Consider the following 17,494-nt stretch of genomic DNA (forward strand, 5'->3'; position numbering starts at 1 on the left):
GTTGAACGCACTCGATCTCGCCGTCATCGTCGTTTATCTCGTCACCGTCGCGTGGATCGGCCTGCGGCTGTCCGGAAAACAGAAGTCCAGCAGCGACTATTTCGTCGGTGAGGGCCGAATGCCGTGGTGGACAGTATGTTTCTCGGTGGTGGCCACCGAAACCAGTGTGCTCACCGTCATCTCGATTCCGGGCGGAGCGTACACCGATCAGGCCTTCGGAAATGTCGAACTGGCCATCGGGTACATCATCGGACGCACGGTCGTGGCGATCGCGCTGATCCCGCTGTACAAGCGCGGTGGGTTCGTGAGCGCATATCAGTACCTCGAGCTGCGCTTCGGTCGCTACCTGCAGGGTGTGGCCGCGGTGACCTTCGTGTTCACCCGGCTGCTCGCCGAGGGCGTGCGACTGTTCGCCTCCGCCATTCCGATCAAGTTGTTGCTCAGCGAATTGGGACTCGACTTCGGCTACGACACGATCATCGTGGCGCTGACGCTGCTCACCGTCGTGTACACCTACCTGGGTGGCATCAAGGCGGTGATCTGGACCGATGCACTACAAATGGGCCTCTACCTCACCGGCGCGCTCATCGCGATCTGCGTGCTCACCGGCCATGTCGGCGCGTCCGGCTGGTCGGATGCGTTGCATGCGGGCAAGTTCGGTGTCTTCGATACCGATTTCGGTCTCGCCCACATTCTCACCAGCACCTTCGCCCTCCCGACCGCGATTATCGGTGGGGCGATCTTCGCGATGGCCTCGCACGGCTCGGATCAACTGATCGTGCAGCGCATTCTGGCGACGCGATCGCTGCGCGACAGCCAGAAGGCGATGATCGGTTCGGGCATCTTCGTGGCTATCCAGTTCGCCGCATTCTCCCTGGTCGGTGTGCTGCTGTGGTCCTACGACGGCGGCAAGACGGCCAAGGAACTCGGATTGGCCAGCGCGGACAGCTTGTATCCCAACTTCATTCTGCACGGGTTGCCGGTGGTGGTCTCCGGACTGCTGGTCGCCGGAATCCTCGGCGCGGCAATGGGTTCACTGTCCTCGGCATTGAATTCTATGGCTAATTCGACGGTCGCCGATATCATTCGCAGCTTCTCCCGGCACACGCTCGCCGACCACACGTTGCTGCGCCTGGCGCGCGTGATGACACTGGTGTGGGCGGCACTGATGGCGGTGTTCGCAATGGGTTTCAGCGCAACGACGGGCAATGTGTACCTGACGGCCCTCACTATCGCGGGGTACACCTACGGTGCACTGCTCGGTGCTTTCCTGCTCGGGCGACTGGTCGCGCGCGCCAACCAGTTCGACGCGATCGTCGCCTTCATCACCACGGTGATCATGATGACGTTTGTGGTGCGGGTGGTCAAGATCGATGTGACCGTCGCGGGGATGGTGGTGGAAAAGGGTATCGCGGCACAGTGGTTGGTGCCGATCGGCGTGCTCGTCACCTTGATCGTCGGCGGTATCGCAAGCCTGTTCCATCCCGCGTCCGCACCGGATGAGCCGGAACCCGTTGCGGCGGTGGCGTAGTGCGCGTCATCGGGCTGATGTCGGGGACCTCGCACGATGCCGTAGATATGGCCACCGTGCGCAGTCTGGATACCGGCGACAAGCCGGCCGCCTTCGATACCGGACCCGGCAACGCCCTCATTGTTGCGGCTGTCGAACTGTGCACCGGCGGTGCCGAGCATTTCGACCGCGCCGGAGTGCGGGCCGCCCGTGGCGGTATCGACACCGATCTGCTGGAAACCCTTGTCGCGGAAACTTATTACCGCGCTGCGGCACCCAAGAGCACCGGGAAAGAGCTGTTCAACCGCACCTACTCGGAGCGCGTGTTGGACGGCCGTTCGGCCTCCCCGACGATATTGTCGCCACTGTGACCGCGCTGACCGCCCGTACCATTGCCGATGCCCTCCCACCACTGTGCCCGACCGAGGTCATCGCATCGGGCGGCGGTACACACAATCCCAGCCTGATGGCAATGCTCGGTGCACATCTCGGTGTCACGAAGTTGCGCACGTCCGATGAACTCGGCCTACCGTCGGCGGCGAAGGAGGCAACCGCATTCGCGGTGCTCGGCTTCCTCACCGCACATGCTCTGGCGGGTAGCCATCCCGCCTGTACCGGAGCGAGTCGCGCGGCGGTGCTCGGTTCGACCACACCGGGTGCGGCCGGACTCGCGCTGCCCGATGTGCCGACTTCCGTGCCCCGACGACTCACGGTGACGAGGTGAACCATGCCCGAGGCTGATGACGTACGCACTCGCCTGCTGGGGGCACTGCCACGACTCACCCCGACCGGACTGCGCGTCGCGCAGGTGATCCGGCACGACCCGGCCGCCGCCGCACAGCTCACCGTGAGCCAACTCGCCGACCGGTCGGCGACCAGCACCTCCGCCGTCGTCCGCCTGGCGAAAACCCTTGGCTACGAAGGCTATCCGCAGCTGCGGCTCGCCATGGCCGCGGTCGGAGGTGATGACGGCTCGCCGGTATTCGCCACCGATATCGACGCCGACGACGCGTTGTCGAAGGTGCTGCACAAACTCACCGCCTTCGAAACCGAGGGCATGATGGCGACCGCCGAACTCGCCGATCCGGCGACCATGGAGGCCGTCGTCGACGCATTGGTGGGCGCGCGACGGGTGCACCTGGTGGGTATCGGCGCGTCCGGACTCGTCGCGATGGATATGGCGCAGAAGTTGACCCGCATCGGAATGTGGTGCGGCGCATGCACATCCGAGGATGACGCACTGGTTCAGGCCAGTCTGCTGCAGGCCGGTGATGTAACCGTCGCGTTTTCGCATTCGGGCGAAACCGCCGCGATCATCGAGGCCGTGCGCCGTGCGGCAGACGCGGGCGTGACCACGGTAGCCGTGACGGCGGGGGCGCGATCCGGACTCGCGAATGCCGCCGTGCACACGGTGCTCGTGGCCGGACGTGAGGACGGGTTCCGTTCCGCGGCCATGGCGAGTCGCATGAGTCAGCTCCTCATCGTCGACGCACTGTATGTCGGCGTCCTGCAACGCACGCCGTCGGCGGCCAGGGCGCTGCGGCGAACATACGACGCCGTTGCCGATCGCCGAACCAAGGAGACCGAATGAATCACCCGGTGCCGCCGTGACCGAAATCGGTTCGCTGACCACCGAAGCGTCGAATCCACGCACCACCACCCTGGATTCGATGCCGATCGACGAGTTGCTGCGCACCATGAACGCGGAGGATATGGGTGTGGCTTCCGCTGTGGCACAGGCGATTCCAGAGATCGCGCGGGCGGTCGAACTGATCGTCGCTGCGCGGCGGCGCGGCGGTCGACTGATCTACCTCGGCGCGGGCACCAGCGGCCGCCTCGGCATGCTCGACGCGGTCGAATGCCCACCGACCTTCGGCACCGATCCCGGCGAGGTTCTCGGCATAATCGCGGGCGGACCGGACGCCTTCCTGCGGGCTGTAGAAGGTGCCGAGGACGATCCCGTGCTGGCCGTCGCCGACCTGTCCGCCATCGCACTCACCGGCGACGATGTGGTGGTCGCGCTGGCCGCCAGTGGCCGAACCCCGTACGTCGTCAGTGCGCTGCGGTATGGCCGCTCAGTCGGTGCCGCGACGGTCGCAATTTCGTGCAACCGCAATGCCGAAGCCAGCGCACACGCCGACATCGGCATCGAAATCGATACGGGCCCAGAGGTTTTGACCGGCTCCACCCGGCTGAAGGCAGGCACCGCACAGAAGATGGTGTGCAATATGCTCTCCACCGCCGCCATGGTGCGGTCGGGCAAGGTCTACGGCAACCTGATGGTGGATGTGAAACCCACCAATGCCAAACTCGTCGACCGCGCATGCCGCATCATCGCCGAGGCGACCGGTGCCGATCCCGCCACCGCCGCGGCACTACTGGACGCGGCGGACGGTCACGTGAAAACCGCGATCGTCATGCGCCTGGCCGGAGTAGACGCGTCGGCGGCCCGCGCACTGCTCCACGATGCGGACGGACGGGTGCGCGACGCAGTGCGTCACTGATATTCCGATCGTCGAATCCGCGCGCGGCCAACCGCTACCCTGACCCATAGTTCCGCGCCCCGGCGGAACGCGCTGTGTCGGCAATTCGGAGGCGTCATGCTGTCCCTGCAGGAGATTTCCGACCGCCTGGAGATCGAGGACCTCATGGTCCGGTACTCACATGCGGTCGACACCCGACAGTGGGATCTGCTCGACGAGATATTCACCGCGGATGCGCATATCGACTATTCGGCCATGGGCGGCGCGGTCGGTGATCTCGAATCCACCAAGAAGTTCCTGGCCACCGTGATGCCGAACTTCCTTGCATTCCAACATCTGATCAGCAATTCGTCCATCACCGTCGACGGTGACAGCGCCACCGGGCGCACCATGTGTCACAACCCGATGCTGGTCTCGACCGGCGAAGGTCAGCAGAGTCTGATGCTGTGCGGGCTCTGGTATCACGACACATTCGTCCGCGTCGACGGCCGATGGCGGATCAAGCAGCGTGTCGAGGAGAAGAGCTTCATGTTCGTCGCGCCGAGCACCGCCTGAAGACGAATCGAGGCTCCCGGATTCGGGAGCCTCGATCGGTCATTGGTGTTGGCATTTGTCTCCGCACGAGCACGTGCCGCCCTCCTGGCAACCGCACCGACAGTCCGGACCGCAAGCACAGGGAAGAACGCTGGGAACCATCGCAAACCTCTCCGAAGTAGGGATTGCCGCCTGAGCTATAGCCGGGAAGTATAATCAGGCGCTCAGCTGGTCTTGTGTGCCACGGCGAAGACTCGTCGGAACGGCAGCCAGGCGGTGCCGTCGAGTTGGCGCGGGTAAGCCGCACGCAAGAGTGGCGCCAACTGTGCGGTGAACTCATGCCAGGCGGTGTCGTCGAGTGTGTTGCGGACAGGACGCAGCGCGGTTCCGGTGACCCATTCGAGTACTGGATCCTCCCCCGACAGCCGTTGCAGGTAAGTCGTTTCCCATGCGTCGACCGCACAGCCAGCGAGGGTGAGCACCTGGGCATACCCGCTGGGGTCGAGGACATCGCGCGGCTGCAGGATGCCCGCGGGTGCGAGCCGGTCGCGCCATTCGTCGCGGCCCGCGAGTTCGCGAATAGCGAGGTGCGACGGAGCGTCGAAATTGCCGGGCACCTGGAATGCGAGCCAGGCGCCCGCAGGTAGCGCAGCTACCCATTGGGGCAGCAGCGTCGTGTGCGTCGGCACCCAGTGCAGTACCGCGTTGCTGATCACGACATCGGTATTCGGTGTCGGTCGCCAATCCTGCACTGTGCCGAGTTGTGCGTCGATGCCGAGACTCCTTGCCGCGGCGACCATTTCAGGCGATGAATCCGAGGCTTCGACAACTGCTCCCGGCCAGCGCTCGGCCAGCGATGCGGTGAGATGTCCTGGGCCGCAGCCGAGATCTACGACGCGGCGCGGATCCTCGGCCCCGATTCGATCGAGTAGTTCGAAGAATGGACGCGAGCGGTGGTCATCGAAGGCCAGATACTTCTCGGGATCCCACATCGGCTGCTCCAAGTCGACTCAACCAAACCGTACGCATGTACTGTATTCCGCATCGACCGGTCCGACAAGAAGCGGCCGGAATTTCCGGCGCGCCGCGTGGGTTGGTGCGGAAAACAATCGATGGGAGTGCAGTGAACGACTTCAATGCGCAGGTGGTCAATGAGTTCCGCGCCAATGCGGGCAAGGTCGGCGGGATGTTCGACGGTGCGGCGATGGTGCTGATCACGACGACGGGCGCCAAATCCGGCCGCCAGGTCACCAGCCCGCTGGTCTACCTCCCGGACGGCGAGCGGATCGTGCTCATCGCCTCGAACGGTGGTGCCGATAAGCATCCGGCCTGGTACCACAACCTGCGCGCGAATCCGGAATTCACCGTGGAGTTGGGCACCGAGACCTATCCGGCGAAGGCCGAGGTGGTGACGGGATCCGAACGCGACGAACTGTATGCGCGGATGGTCGAGATCATGCCGGGATTCGGTGAATACCAAGCCAAGACTTCCCGAGTGATTCCGGTTGTCGCGGTGTATCGCCGAGAGGCCTGATACCGCCGGCCCGGTCGATGACGGCTGGGCCGGCACCAGCCCATCAGGATTGGTCGCCGAACCAGCGCCGTAGAGCCTCGGCAAGTCCATCGCGCTCGCCGGAATCCGCGGCCCAGGCCACGTAGCCGTCCGGTCGGATTAGCATCGCGGAGAGATCGCGTGGTGCAACAGGTTTCGCGGTCACCACGCGCACCCGATCCGACCACGGTGCGGCGATCGTCCTCAGCTCAGCGGAATCGGTCAGATCCAGCAGGATTGCCCGACCATCGGCGAAGTGCGCACCGAGGCGACTGCCATCGGACAGTTCGATATCCGGCGCGACCGCGCCGATCAGATCGTGGCCACCGCCGAGGTCGTAGCGATGCAGCACACCGGAGATCCTCTTGAAGATCGCGGTGCTGCCGTCGCGGGTGGCGAGCAGATCGGTCATAACTTCGCGTAACGCCTTGCTGCGCTGGTCGAGTCGCATCAGCGCGACCTGTGCGCGGGTCCACTCCAGTACCCATGCGCCGACCGGATGACGTTCTGCGGTATAAGTGTCGAGCAGCGCTTGGCTCGCATTCCCGCGCACGACGGCGGCCAATTTCCAGCCGAGGTTGACCGCATCGCCGATGCCCAGATTGAGGCCCTGCCCGCCGAGCGGTGAATGCACATGGGCGGCGTCGCCGGCCAGCAGCACCCGGCCCTTGCGATATTCGGTGACCTGACGGGTGTTATCGGTGAACCTTGTTGCCGAGTGCACGGCGGTGATCTCGACCTGCACACCCGACACCGCGCGCAGGCTGGCCTGCAATTCGGCCGCAGTGACCGGCGTCGTCCGGTCGGACGGCGGGCCGTCGAGTTCCATCGTGACGATTCGGCCCGGTGTCGGGCCATTGGTGTAGATCCCGGACTCAGTGGTGTTCCAGCCCGGCCGTAAACCCTCCGCACCGGTCATGTCGACAACTGCCTGATGGCCGGTGATCTCCGGATCCAACCCCGGAAAATCGAATTCGGCCAGCTTACGAACGGTGCTGCGGCCGCCGTCGCAGCCGACGAGCCAGTCCGTGCGGACGCTGTTGTTACCGAGCTGCACGGTGACACCGGTGTCGTCATCGTCGAATTCGGTCAATTCCACACCGCGGCGAACCTCGATGCCGAGGCCGGTGGCGCGTTGAGCCAGGATCGCCTCGATGGCCTGCTGCGGCACCAGCACCACGCCGGCGCTGGGCCCGAGGTCGGCGAAAACCGGATCGCCGAAATCGATTTCGTCCATGCGGAGCACGATGCCCGCGAAATGACCGGCCATCGGCAGGCGCTGGTTTCCGGCATTCGGGAATAGACCCGCCGCGCGAATGCGCTGCAACGTCGCATTCTGCTGTTCGCGCAGGTCGGGCAGCATGCCGCGACGGTAGAACGCCTGTACGGTCGGCACATTGATCCCACCGGCCTTGATGGTCATATCGGGTTCGGTCAACCGCTCGACTACCAGCACCTCGGCGCCGCCGAGGCGAAGTTCGCAGGCCAGCATGAGCCCGACCGGTCCGGCACCGACGACGATCACATCGAATGTCTCGTTCATGAACTCGACTCTGCCGATGGGCGATTGCGGCGGACTTACGTCGCCTTACACGCGCCTTGCGTCGCGCCGGAACTCACCGATGTCAGTCGAGCTGATTGCTCCACGACCTGCACGCCACCCCACTGCTGGCCCTCGGCGCTCCCGGCGCGATCCTCGCGAGCGCCCACCTGGCCACCTCTGCCCCCGACATTCTTGCTGGCCTCATGGTTGATTCGGCGCGGGCTCGGACGGGGATTCGCGCCAGGCGGGACGGTGGCCGTTGGTGATCCAGCGGAGGATCCATTCGGCGGGGCCGTAGCGGAACCAGTGCAGCCAGAGTGCGCTCAGGGCTAGTTGGAGGGTGAAGACGAGCACGGCGGTGGACATGGTGGCGAGCGGGGAGAAGGTGCCGGCGGCGGCCAGGCCTATGCCGGTGAAGATCAGTAGGCCGATTGCTGACTGAGCGAGGTAGTTGGTGAGGGCGATGCGGCCCGCGGGGGCCAGGGCTGTGCGGATGAAGGACGTGCGGGGGCTGTGCATCGCTCGGAGCAGGGTTGCGACATAGGCGGCGGTGAGGAATGGGGCGGTGGCGACGCTGATCGCTACCGGGAGGGTGTGACCGGTGCCGCCGCCGATGGCGAAGAGGATGCTGCCCGCGAGGCCGATGGGGAAACCGATGAGTTGGATTCGGCGCAGGACGGGTTCGTCGCCGTGAACATGGGTGAGCAGTTTGCGTCGACCCGCGACCAAGCCGAGTAGGAACATGGCCAGAGCGGTCGGTCCCTGCAGCGTAAGAGCTTGCAGGACAAGGAGTCCGAGGCCGTCGAGGTGTTCGCCGATAATGTCGCCCCAGCCGCCGAGCATAGCCTGGGTGGCGTGTTCGGCATTGGCTCGAGCCTCGGCGGTGGAGGGCAGCAGGGCCGACGCATCCATGAATACAGTGCCGAGCAGCAGGCTCGCTACGACCAAGCCGTACAGAATCGCCGCGACGCGCAATGCGGTTCGGTCGCTCACCCGCCGCATACAGAACAACACCGAGCACGCCACCGCGTAGGTGGTGAGTACGTCGCCCGCGTACAGGAACACGATGTGCAGCACACCGAGGACGAACAGGCCGCCGATGCGACGCAGCATCCGCGGTTCGAAGGCGGCTCGCGCGGCGGCCGCCGATTCCATCTGCAGCGTGAAGCTGTAACCGAACAGGAATGAGAACAGCAGGTAGAACTTCATATCGACGAAGACCTCGGACAGTGCGCGCACGGCATCGTCGAGGGACGAAGTGTAGTCGGGGTCGATCACCAGGTTGCCGGGATAACCCGAGGCCATGAAGGTGATATTGACGATGAAGATGCCCAACAGGGCGAAGCCGCGCAGGGCGTCGACGTCGTGCACCCGGGATCTGGAGGCGACCAGCTGATCGGTCATTAGCGTTCTCCGAAAGTCGATAGTATCCAAGGGATACTATCCAAGATATACTATATCTCGGGCTAATATCCGCCAAAGGCATCGGCAATCCTGAGGAGGTAAGGACATGGCCGACGAGGCGGTGCCCGCCGACCTGGGCAGGCTCTGGCGACTCCCGACACCCGCACGGTTGGGCCGACCGGCGGAACTGGACGTCGACCGGGTCGTGCGCGCCGCAGTGGATCTCGCCGATCGCTCGGGGCTGGGCGCGGTCACGTTGCTGCAGGTCGCGCAGACACTGGGTTTCACGAAAATGGCGCTGTACCGCCACGTCGGTTCCAAAGACGAACTCTTCGAGCTGATGGCCGATTTCGCGATCGGCCCGGCACCGGATCTCGGTACCGCACCCATCGAGTGGCGGGCCGGGCTACGGCAGTGGGCGCATGCGATGCGCGCGGTCTATGCCGAGCATCCGTGGTTGCCGCAAGTACCGATCGCCGGGCCGCCCCGCGGTCCGAACACGATCGGCTGGATGGATGCCGTGCTGCGCGCACTCGCCGACACCGAACTCACCTGGGCCACCAAGGCGGGCATCCTGATGCTGGTGAGCGGGCATGTGCGGCAAGCGAGTCTGCTCACCCAGCAGCTCACCGAGGCACGACGCGAGACGGGGCTCGACGAGGTGCAGGCCAATCGGAACTACCGCCGCACTCTCGCCATCCTGGTCGATCCGGACCGCTTCCCCGAGGCGGCCGCACTATTCGCCGGCCCGCTGTTCGAATCACCGCCGGATGGGGATATCGATGCCGCCGACCAGGACTTCGTATTCGCGCTGGAGTTGATCCTCGACGGGGTGGCCGCCGCGATAGACGGCGCATAGAACTCAGTCGAGCAGACGCCAGGCCCAGGTGGTGGACAGTTCCAACGGATCACTCGCGGTGACCGGCCGCGGGTGGGTGTTGATGCCGTTGGGCGGACCGGATTGTGGCTCGACACAGGCGGCTTCGGGTTGCTGATCGAAGACGACGACCCATTCGGCGGGACTGGTGATGGTCAGCTGCAGGGCGTGAGGCCAGGTCAGTGTGACAGTGGTGCCATCGGGCATGCCGAAACAGTCGTCCCAGGGTCCGGGTTGCGGGGCAATGCGGCGTCCGGTCGGGAGGTAGTCGGGGCCGCGCTCCTCCTGCCAAGCCGGGGTGACGTCGAGCTCGATGTCCTTGCCGGAGCCCAGATTTCGCATAAACCACGGATGCCAACCGACCTGCGCGGGAAACGGCTCGCCCGCTGTTTCGACCCGCATGGTCAGGGTTATCGAGTGCTCGGAGAGCTGGAACTCCTGGGTGACTCGTCCACGATACGGCCACGGGTCGGTGAGCTCGCAGCTCAGCGCGGCAGTGGATTCCGTGGTGCTGAGGACGTGCCAGGCCCTATCGCGCGCGGTGCCGTGAATAGCGTGTGGATCGGCGTTGATCGGCATCTGATGCAACGCGCCGCCATACCGGAACTGTCCCGATCCCATTCGACCACACCAGGGCGCCATCGGAAACGCGCCGTACCGTGCGCCCTGCCGCAACAGCTCCAGCTCACCGATCCGCAAACTGGTCAGCCGCCCGCCATTCTCCGGTGCGATGCTCACCTGCGCGTTCCCTGCGGTCAGCACAACACTGGAATTGCCTGCATCGGTCATGAGCGCTCCTCTTCCGACTATGGGTCCGGTACGACACAGTGCCATGACCAGCCCGGGGCGGGCACGCCGACCGACGCGGCGCGTCCGAAACACCGGAGGTGACTTACCTGGCGTGACGGGCGAGGGCATGCTTGGGTTAGGGCGGCATCGGCGGTCGGAAACGTGAGGTGACAGATTTGCTGGATATAGTGCGGGGCGTGTCCTTCGTCCAGCTTGCGCTCGACCGGATTCCGGAGCCGTACCGGTCGTATCTGATCCAGCGGCGTGAGCTGCTCAAGTTCGCCGTCGTAGGTGGGATCACCTGGTTCATCGATACCGGGATCGTCTATGCGCTGAAGTTGACGGTGCTCGGCGAGAAGCCGCTCACCGCGCGCGTGCTCGGTGTGTTGATCGCGACGATCGTGTCGTATGTGCTCAATCGGGAGTGGTCGTTCCGGACCAGAGGCGGCCGGGAGCGGCACCACGAGGCCGCGCTGTTCTTCGCGATCAGTGCGCTCGGGATCGGTGTCACGCTGTTGCCGCAGGCGGTCGCGCTGTATGTGCTCGATATCCGGGTGCCGGACGTCAGTCCGGTCACCCAGGCCGTCTCGAACTTCATCACCGGTCAGATTCTGGGTGTGCTGCTCGCGATGGCGTTCCGGTACTGGGCATTTCGGCGGTACGCCTTCCCTGACGATCTGGTCCAATCAGAGCTCGAACCGCGGTAGGTCGCTTGCCTGCGAGGTTATTGCCCGGTATCGGCGACCGGGGCGACGATCGCCGGTATGACACAGATCGGCCTGCTGCTCCCCAGCCGCGAAACCTCGATGACCGGCGAACACGATGCCGCCGGCTTGGTCCGGTTCGCGCGGCCGCCGAGAATGCCGGGTTCGATTCGGTGTGGATCGGCGATTCCCCGTCGGCGCGAATCCGAGTCGATCCGCTGCCACTGCTCGCCGCCGTCGGTGTGCCCTTCGACCAGCGCGTCGGCCGTCTCGACGAAACGGTCGCCATCTGGCGTCGGAGTTGGTCCGGCGGAACCGAATTCGACGGCCGCACTACTCCAAACGGCTCGAGCCTCAGCTCTTCATCTGGGCGATCTGAATCAGGTTGCCGCAGGTGTCGTCGAGTACCGCGGTGACAACAGGCCCCTGATCGAGCGGTTCCTGAGTGAATCGCACGCCGAGCCCGCGCAACCGCTCGTACTCGGCGTACAGATCGTCCACCGCGAACGACGTGAACGGAATTCCGTCCTCGACCAGCGCCTCCTTGAACGGCCGGACCGCCGGATGCCCATCGGGCTCCAACAGCAGTTCGATGCCGTCCGGTTCCTGTTGCGACACGACCGTCAGCCAGCGCGCCTCGCCGAGCGGAACCTCGGTCTTCTTCACGAAGCCGAGCACCTCGGTGTAGAAGCGCAATGCTTTGTCCTGATCATCGACCAGAACGCTGGTGATATTGATGCGGATCATCGGTCCTCCGTAAGCCAGCGGTGGGTGAGCCGCCGAAGCGGTTCTCGGTTCAGATGGTGGAATTTGTACCGGCCGTCCCGGCGCGTGGTCACCAGACCGGCGGCCGCCAGCACATCCAGATGCTGCGAAATCGCCTGCCTGCTCGACGTTAGTTGGTGGCCCATGGTGAGCCGGGTGCAGAGCTCGAACAAGGTCTGACCGTCGCGATCGGCCAGTTCGTCGAGGATCGCCCGACGTGTGGGGTCGGCCAGCGCCTTGAAGACATCGCCGCTCACACCCCTCACTATAGGCAAGTAGCCACTTGCCTATCAAGTGGAGTTCGGATCGGAAAGCAGGGCGGGCGAATGTGTCGGGGGCCGAGTTAGATTGGGTTGATGAGCTATGAGTTCGTGGTGCTGCCCGCGGGCGCGGCGGCATCGCCGGGGGACGTACTTCCTTATTTTCGATCCAGACGCGGGCAACCCGCCGATGACCACCTCTACCAGACCGTCATCGCCGGACTGCACGGCTGGAACAGCCGAATTCCGGCCGCCGCCCGGCATGCCAGGCTGCGGATCGAGGCGGCCGGAGATTCGGTGCGGGTGACCGCCGCCGACAGTGTGGATCGCCGCAGGACTCGCGGCTCCGCGATGGACTACGCCGCACCGCGGGTACGCGAACTCATCGAAGCCCTCATCGCGGGTTTCGCATATGAAATCTACGATGCGCGGACCAACACCTTGACCGGCTCCGAAATTCGCCGCTACGCCTCGATCGATATCGGCGGTGAACGCAAGTTTTCCTCACTCACCCAGCGCGAAGTTTTCGACTGGATCCGCCAACTTCATCTGCTGGCCGCCGCCCCGTATCTGATCGCCGAAAAGCGAAACGACGCAAAGAGTTTCATCCGGGCCCACCGCAACTTTCCGATCGACTACACCCTCGAAATCCACCACCCGATCCGGGACCAACGCCTCCGCGCCACAATGACCGACGGCGCTACCGTCGCCCAACTCATCTGGGACTGGGCCTGCGACGAGTGGAGCCGGCTGGACGGCATCGATTGGGCAGCGTTGGACTGAATCCGTCAGCACCACTGGGTAATTCGCGCTAAAGGCCACTTGCCGGACGATCCGTTCGATACGCGGACATGCCGGCCGCCACTCGAGCCGCAGGGACGCACACAGATCGTGGTCCAACCGGGCGCGCAGGTCAGCTACGTGTCAGCGGCTACTTCGAGTACATCGTCGAGCGAGCCGTCCGCTCAGTGTCGGCCCCGCGAAAGGCAGCACGCGCGCGAGAGTCCGGTCGAGATCGCGACCCGAGCGCAGGTAGTGGCGCAATTCGGTCACCGCGGCCACGCTGGAAAGTTATTTATCTCTGGGACAAAGACATTCGCCTACGACGAATGCCCGGGCAATACACATACCGTGTCCAGCCCGAGCACGTGGTTGAGCCGACCGAAGGCCAGCCACGATCCGATGCTCATACTCAATTCGACGATTTCGGTCTGGCTGTACTGCGCGCGCATCCGATCCCAGAACTCGTCATCGAGATTGTGGTGATCGGTGGCGTAGCGTTCGGCGTATTCGGCGGCCAGCCGGGTGCGTTCGTCGAACAACTCGGTGGTGCGCCAATTGGTCACCGCGTCCGCGAACCCCGGTTCCACCTGCTGACCGTCGCGTTCGGTGCGCCAATCCAGGCAGAAGATGCAGCCGTTGACCTGGGCGATCTTCAGTCGTGCCGCCTCGAATTCGCGCAGTCCGAGGGTCGACTGCGAATACACCGACAGCGAGAAGTTCGAGGCGGCCACGCCGATACCGGGCACCATCTCGCCCCATACGTAACCGATCGGGTCCTTGCCCTCGGGAATGTCGATGATCATGGATGCTTCCTTCCGAGCTTGCCGACTGCGGGACGCAGTGGGATATCGAGCGCGTCATAGAGTCCGGGTTCGGCGGCGACGAGCCAGTCGATGGCATTCACCAATCGGCCGACCGCGGTGGCATTGCCGCCCGCGGAACGGTTTCCGTCCTCGTCGGCGGCCTCGATGGTGATTTCGATGCGCGGGTGGCCCTCGATGAGCACACGGTGCGCGCCCTCGCCGTCCGGCGGCGTCGGCCAGTCGGGGGCGCAGGACGGGTGGATCCGGGTGACGTGCTCGATGACGATGCGCGGCTCGCCCTCGACGATCCCCTGCACCTCGAACCGCAAGGCGCCCTGCGTACCCGACGCGAACTCACCCATGCGCTCGGTGGTCACGGTGGCGTCCAGCGCGCGGCGGTCCAGGGTTTCGCGGATCTCCTCGAGCTCGACGCCGAGCGCCCGCGCCATCAACCGAATCTGCCCGCCCCACACCATGGTCGGGATGCCCGGCGCCACCATGGGCGGCAGATAGTCCATCGGCTGGCCCATACCGACCAGATAGCGCACCGAATCGGGCTGGTCGTAGGTGGTGTAGTCGAAGATCTCCTGACAGCGGATCACATCAACGGTGCTGCCGAGTCCGCTCATCAGCAGCGGCAGCACATCATTGCCCCAGCCGGGATCGACACCGGAGACGAACAATGACCCGCCGCCCCGCGCGATCGCCGCCAGCACCGGATCACACATTTCGGGTGGGGCGCTGCGCGGATCGTAGAGCGCGTACAGCGCCGGGGTGACGACGACCGCGCCGGACTCGATGGCCTGGACGATGTCGGCGAGCGCGTCGTCAGGGCGGATATCACCGGATGCCGCGTACACCACAGCCCGAGGTCTGGCGGCCAGGGCCGCGTCGATATCGGCGGTCGCCGGGACGCCGAGGTCGTAGTCGAGTCCCGCGAGCCGCCCCGCATCGCGGCCGACCTTATCCGGATTGTGGACGAGCACGCCCGTGAGTTCCAGCGCCGGGTGTGCGTCGACGGCGCGGATGGCAGCGCGGCCGACATTGCCGGTGCCCCAGACAATCGTGGGGATCATCGAGCGAGCGTAGCAAGCGCTTGGTTCGGGGTAACTGGGATTTTGGGAATTACGCAGTGGAGCTATGTAATTCGCAGCGTCGCCGCGCGATAGGTGCGTCGGGTGCCGGACTGTCCGCGGTGATCGGCCTGGCGACCGCGCTGGTGGTCAGCATCATCGGAATCGTGGTGGCCGCGCCGGTCGTCCATATCGTCGACCACGATTCGAACTGGTCCGGTATTGGCCGAACTGCGCACCGATCACCAACTGGTCGCCGATATCCTGCGCCGGCTGACCGAACTGCTCGACTCGATCGGGCCGGACAATGCCGATACCGTGCGGCGGGAACTCGATGTATTGGCCGCCATCCTGGAATCGCACTTCCACTGGGAGGAACGCAGGCTCGTGCAGGCTTTCGACGAACTCGAAATGGGTACCAGGACGGGCGAGGAACTTCTCGGCGTCACGGTCGCGGTGGATCGCATGCGCTCCGCTCGGGACTGAAGCAGCCACCGCATCAGGGGCGGGTACGGTATTACCGGCCGGACCGCGTAGACAGGGGCGAGGAAGCATCGGTGAAAGGTCGGGGCGCGGTATGAATCAACAGTATTCGCAGTGGTATGCCCAGAATTCGCCGGAGAACCTACCGCTGGCCGCGCGCTACCACTCTGCCGACCCGATCACCTGGAACGGCGGCCTGATCTACCCGATGTACACCGAACAGGTCGGATCCGCGCCGATCATGGTCACCATGAAGCTGCTGTCCGCGGCACCGCCCGCGGGTCTGCGCGGACACGGAATCGGGCTGTCGGTGATCGGCGGGCACATCGGCATCGATGGCAACCGCCTGGCCGGGTTCGACGTATGGAGCGACGCCCTGGCCGTCGGCGTCACCTTCGAGGTGGTCCCGACCGATGCGGGCGCACTGTTCTCGTTGACCCCGGTCTGGGTCGACGGGTTCGGCGTGCAGAAATCCTGGTCGGGTAACTACGGCATCCTCATCGAACAACCACCGACCGGCCGAATCATCCTCTGGTGCAGCGTCGGCGAGGGCCCACCGAATTTCGCCAACTTGGTGGTCGAGGTGGAAACCGCGAGTCTGCCCGCCGTCTCCGCCGCGCACCAAGGTTCACAGCCTGCGCAACTCCCACCAGACAGATCCGTCCAGCCGACGCCACCGACTCAGCCGCAGCGCGCCGCCTCCGTCTCCGCTGAGCAGCCTCGACTCCATGAGCCGCAGCCGATACCTCCTGACCTCGAATTGGTGCGGTTCCCGGAACCACTGCAAGCGACATCCGCACGCCCCGAACTCCCGGCGGCCGAACAGACCACACCGTTGCAACCCGCGCGCGCCCGGTTGCCGGAACCGTCAGTAGCCGAGCAGGTTCCGGCAATACAGGAGCGGACAGCGGATACCCACCACACCCCGCTCCCGGAACCACCGAAGCCCGAGCAATCCAAATCGCAGGAGCGCACCAAGGACGGCGACCGCGGCTATCGCGCCGCCCTCTACGATCTCGGCGTCGCCATGTTCGGCCGCGGCGAGGAGGAACAAGCTTGCGGTCTGTGGGCACAGGCCGCCGAGGCCGGGCACGCCGGCGCGGCCTATGACCTCGGCGTCGTTCTGTTCAATCGTGGTGAACTCGGCGATGCCGAGCGCTGGTGGCGCACCGCGGCCGAGCGCCGCGAATCACGCGCCATGACCGGACTCGCCGAGCTCCTCGAACGCCAGGGCAATCACGCCGAAGCCGAGATCTGGCGCGCCCGCATTGCCGAGGAAAAGACCGACGAACACGATCAATCGGTGAATTCCGACTGAGTCGCAGCAGGATTCGCCGCCAGTTGGGCCCTGGCGGCCATCAGCGCGAAGCCGAGCAGGTTGAGTCCACGCCAGGCGGCGGGATTCTCGGCGCGTGGATCGTCGGCGGCCAGTCCGATCCCCCACACCCGGTCGACCGGACTGGCCTCGACGAGCACTCGGCTTCCTGTGCCGAGTAAGTACTGCCTCAGCTCTTCGTGCTGACCGAATTTCGCCAAATTGCCGGCCACCACGATGTCGAAACGACGTGCGTCCCAGATGATCTCGTTGAACCCGCGCACCCCGCGGCCGAGATCCTTCGCCTGCTTGGGATGCCCGGCTGCCAGAACCTGCTCGGCCACCTCGGTATCACCGAACGCCATCGCCTTGCCCCACATCATATAGTGCTCGGCCGTGGCATAGGTCAGACCGCCGACAACGAACGGTGCGCGCCACCATTGGCTCAGGCATCCCGGGCCGATACTGCCGTCGCGCTGCGGCTGGTGTCCCCAGAATCGCAGATATTTCACCTGGTCCCCGCTTTCGGCGAGGGTGATCAGATCGGGAACCGAGCGCACCAGCATGAGCAAAATTGTGCCGGATAGCACCGACATGTTCGCCTCGATTTTCGCAG

21 protein-coding genes are annotated in these 17,494 nt (G+C 65.0%); 12 read left to right on the forward strand and 9 right to left on the reverse strand.

All coding sequences use genetic code 11. The features are described from left to right. Position 1 precedes the first annotated feature (1 nt). The 6 genes from ACQPXH_RS16005 to ACQPXH_RS16030 all read left to right on the forward strand — a co-directional run bounded on the left by ACQPXH_RS16005 (position 2) and on the right by ACQPXH_RS16030 (position 4,548). Positions 2–1,531: a sodium:solute symporter gene (locus tag ACQPXH_RS16005; protein WP_433603108.1), complete on the forward strand. Its 1,530-nt coding sequence runs from the start codon at positions 2–4 to the stop codon at positions 1,529–1,531. Then, positions 1,531–1,881, forward strand: a complete 351-nt coding sequence (locus ACQPXH_RS16010; RefSeq protein ID WP_433603109.1) for an anhydro-N-acetylmuramic acid kinase — start codon at positions 1,531–1,533, stop codon at positions 1,879–1,881. Before ACQPXH_RS16005 ends, ACQPXH_RS16010 begins: the two co-directional genes overlap by 1 nt. Then, the gene (locus ACQPXH_RS16015; protein WP_433603110.1) at positions 1,878–2,234 is read left to right on the forward strand and encodes an anhydro-N-acetylmuramic acid kinase; all 357 of its coding nucleotides are present in this window, start codon (positions 1,878–1,880) and stop codon (positions 2,232–2,234) included. Before ACQPXH_RS16010 ends, ACQPXH_RS16015 begins: the two co-directional genes overlap by 4 nt. Before the next feature lie 3 nt (positions 2,235–2,237). Next, positions 2,238–3,101, forward strand: a complete 864-nt coding sequence (locus tag ACQPXH_RS16020; RefSeq protein WP_433603111.1) for a MurR/RpiR family transcriptional regulator — start codon at positions 2,238–2,240, stop codon at positions 3,099–3,101. Between the two features lie 16 nt (positions 3,102–3,117). Beyond that, positions 3,118–4,014 (forward strand): N-acetylmuramic acid 6-phosphate etherase, encoded by an 897-nt coding sequence (murQ, locus tag ACQPXH_RS16025; RefSeq protein WP_433603112.1) that lies wholly within the window; start codon positions 3,118–3,120, stop codon positions 4,012–4,014. Between the two features lie 96 nt (positions 4,015–4,110). Next, a complete protein-coding gene (locus ACQPXH_RS16030) occupies positions 4,111–4,548 on the forward strand; it encodes a nuclear transport factor 2 family protein (protein ID WP_433603113.1) in 438 nt (145 codons plus the stop codon). Between the two features lie 203 nt (positions 4,549–4,751). On the opposite strand, the gene ACQPXH_RS16035 is transcribed toward ACQPXH_RS16030, so the two are convergent. Next, the gene (locus ACQPXH_RS16035) at positions 4,752–5,519 is read right to left on the reverse strand and encodes a trans-aconitate 2-methyltransferase (protein ID WP_433603114.1); all 768 of its coding nucleotides are present in this window, start codon (positions 5,517–5,519) and stop codon (positions 4,752–4,754) included. Between the two features lie 131 nt (positions 5,520–5,650). Between ACQPXH_RS16035 and ACQPXH_RS16040 the strand changes: the two genes are divergently transcribed. Further along, positions 5,651–6,061: a nitroreductase family deazaflavin-dependent oxidoreductase gene (locus ACQPXH_RS16040; RefSeq protein ID WP_433603115.1), complete on the forward strand. Its 411-nt coding sequence runs from the start codon at positions 5,651–5,653 to the stop codon at positions 6,059–6,061. Positions 6,062–6,104: 43 nt separating this feature from the next. On the opposite strand, the gene ACQPXH_RS16045 is transcribed toward ACQPXH_RS16040, so the two are convergent. Beyond that, complete coding sequence (locus ACQPXH_RS16045; RefSeq protein ID WP_433603116.1) at positions 6,105–7,622, reverse strand: FAD-dependent monooxygenase; 1,518 nt, start codon at positions 7,620–7,622, stop codon at positions 6,105–6,107. Between the two features lie 201 nt (positions 7,623–7,823). After that, complete coding sequence (locus ACQPXH_RS16050; protein ID WP_433603117.1) at positions 7,824–9,026, reverse strand: DUF418 domain-containing protein; 1,203 nt, start codon at positions 9,024–9,026, stop codon at positions 7,824–7,826. Positions 9,027–9,132: 106 nt separating this feature from the next. Here ACQPXH_RS16050 and ACQPXH_RS16055 point away from each other — a divergent pair, with 106 nt between their 5' ends. Further along, entirely contained in the window at positions 9,133–9,885 is a 753-nt protein-coding gene (locus ACQPXH_RS16055; RefSeq protein ID WP_433603118.1) for a TetR/AcrR family transcriptional regulator, read from the forward strand. 3 nt (positions 9,886–9,888) lie between these two features. Here ACQPXH_RS16055 and ACQPXH_RS16060 read toward each other — a convergent pair whose 3' ends face one another. After that, positions 9,889–10,692: an aldose 1-epimerase gene (locus ACQPXH_RS16060; protein ID WP_433603119.1), complete on the reverse strand. Its 804-nt coding sequence runs from the start codon at positions 10,690–10,692 to the stop codon at positions 9,889–9,891. Between the two features lie 167 nt (positions 10,693–10,859). On the opposite strand from ACQPXH_RS16060, the gene ACQPXH_RS16065 reads away from it, so the two are divergent. After that, complete coding sequence (locus ACQPXH_RS16065; protein ID WP_433603120.1) at positions 10,860–11,399, forward strand: GtrA family protein; 540 nt, start codon at positions 10,860–10,862, stop codon at positions 11,397–11,399. A 351-nt stretch (positions 11,400–11,750) separates the two neighbouring features. Here ACQPXH_RS16065 and ACQPXH_RS16070 read toward each other — a convergent pair whose 3' ends face one another. Next, positions 11,751–12,140, reverse strand: a complete 390-nt coding sequence (locus tag ACQPXH_RS16070) for a VOC family protein (RefSeq protein ID WP_433603480.1) — start codon at positions 12,138–12,140, stop codon at positions 11,751–11,753. Continuing rightward, entirely contained in the window at positions 12,140–12,430 is a 291-nt protein-coding gene (locus ACQPXH_RS16075; RefSeq protein WP_433603481.1) for an ArsR/SmtB family transcription factor, read from the reverse strand. The genes ACQPXH_RS16070 and ACQPXH_RS16075 overlap by 1 nt, the downstream gene beginning before the upstream one ends. An 87-nt stretch (positions 12,431–12,517) precedes the next feature. On the opposite strand from ACQPXH_RS16075, the gene ACQPXH_RS16080 reads away from it, so the two are divergent. Further along, positions 12,518–13,204 carry a hypothetical protein gene (locus ACQPXH_RS16080; RefSeq protein ID WP_433603121.1) on the forward strand — a complete coding sequence of 229 codons (687 nt, stop codon included), beginning with the start codon at positions 12,518–12,520 and terminating at the stop codon, positions 13,202–13,204. Positions 13,205–13,521: 317 nt separating this feature from the next. On the opposite strand, the gene ACQPXH_RS16085 is transcribed toward ACQPXH_RS16080, so the two are convergent. Both ACQPXH_RS16085 and ACQPXH_RS16090 read right to left on the reverse strand, forming a co-directional pair. Beyond that, a complete protein-coding gene (locus tag ACQPXH_RS16085) occupies positions 13,522–14,007 on the reverse strand; it encodes a carboxymuconolactone decarboxylase family protein (RefSeq protein WP_433603122.1) in 486 nt (161 codons plus the stop codon). Further along, complete coding sequence (locus tag ACQPXH_RS16090; RefSeq protein WP_433603123.1) at positions 14,004–15,083, reverse strand: NAD(P)H-dependent amine dehydrogenase family protein; 1,080 nt, start codon at positions 15,081–15,083, stop codon at positions 14,004–14,006. Before ACQPXH_RS16090 ends, ACQPXH_RS16085 begins: the two co-directional genes overlap by 4 nt. 219 nt (positions 15,084–15,302) lie before the next feature. Between ACQPXH_RS16090 and ACQPXH_RS16095 the strand changes: the two genes are divergently transcribed. Continuing rightward, on the forward strand, positions 15,303–15,566 hold the full coding sequence (locus tag ACQPXH_RS16095) for a hemerythrin domain-containing protein (protein ID WP_433603124.1): 264 nt from the start codon (positions 15,303–15,305) through the stop codon (positions 15,564–15,566). A gap of 91 nt (positions 15,567–15,657) precedes the next feature. Continuing rightward, positions 15,658–16,881, forward strand: a complete 1,224-nt coding sequence (locus ACQPXH_RS16100) for a hypothetical protein (RefSeq protein WP_433603125.1) — start codon at positions 15,658–15,660, stop codon at positions 16,879–16,881. Here ACQPXH_RS16100 and ACQPXH_RS16105 read toward each other — a convergent pair. Continuing rightward, complete coding sequence (locus ACQPXH_RS16105; protein ID WP_433603126.1) at positions 16,860–17,474, reverse strand: NADAR family protein; 615 nt, start codon at positions 17,472–17,474, stop codon at positions 16,860–16,862. The genes ACQPXH_RS16100 and ACQPXH_RS16105 overlap by 22 nt on opposite strands. Positions 17,475–17,494 lie beyond the last annotated feature (20 nt).

This window comes from Nocardia sp. CA-135953, assembly GCF_050955735.1.
GTDB lineage: Bacteria > Actinomycetota > Actinomycetes > Mycobacteriales > Mycobacteriaceae > Nocardia.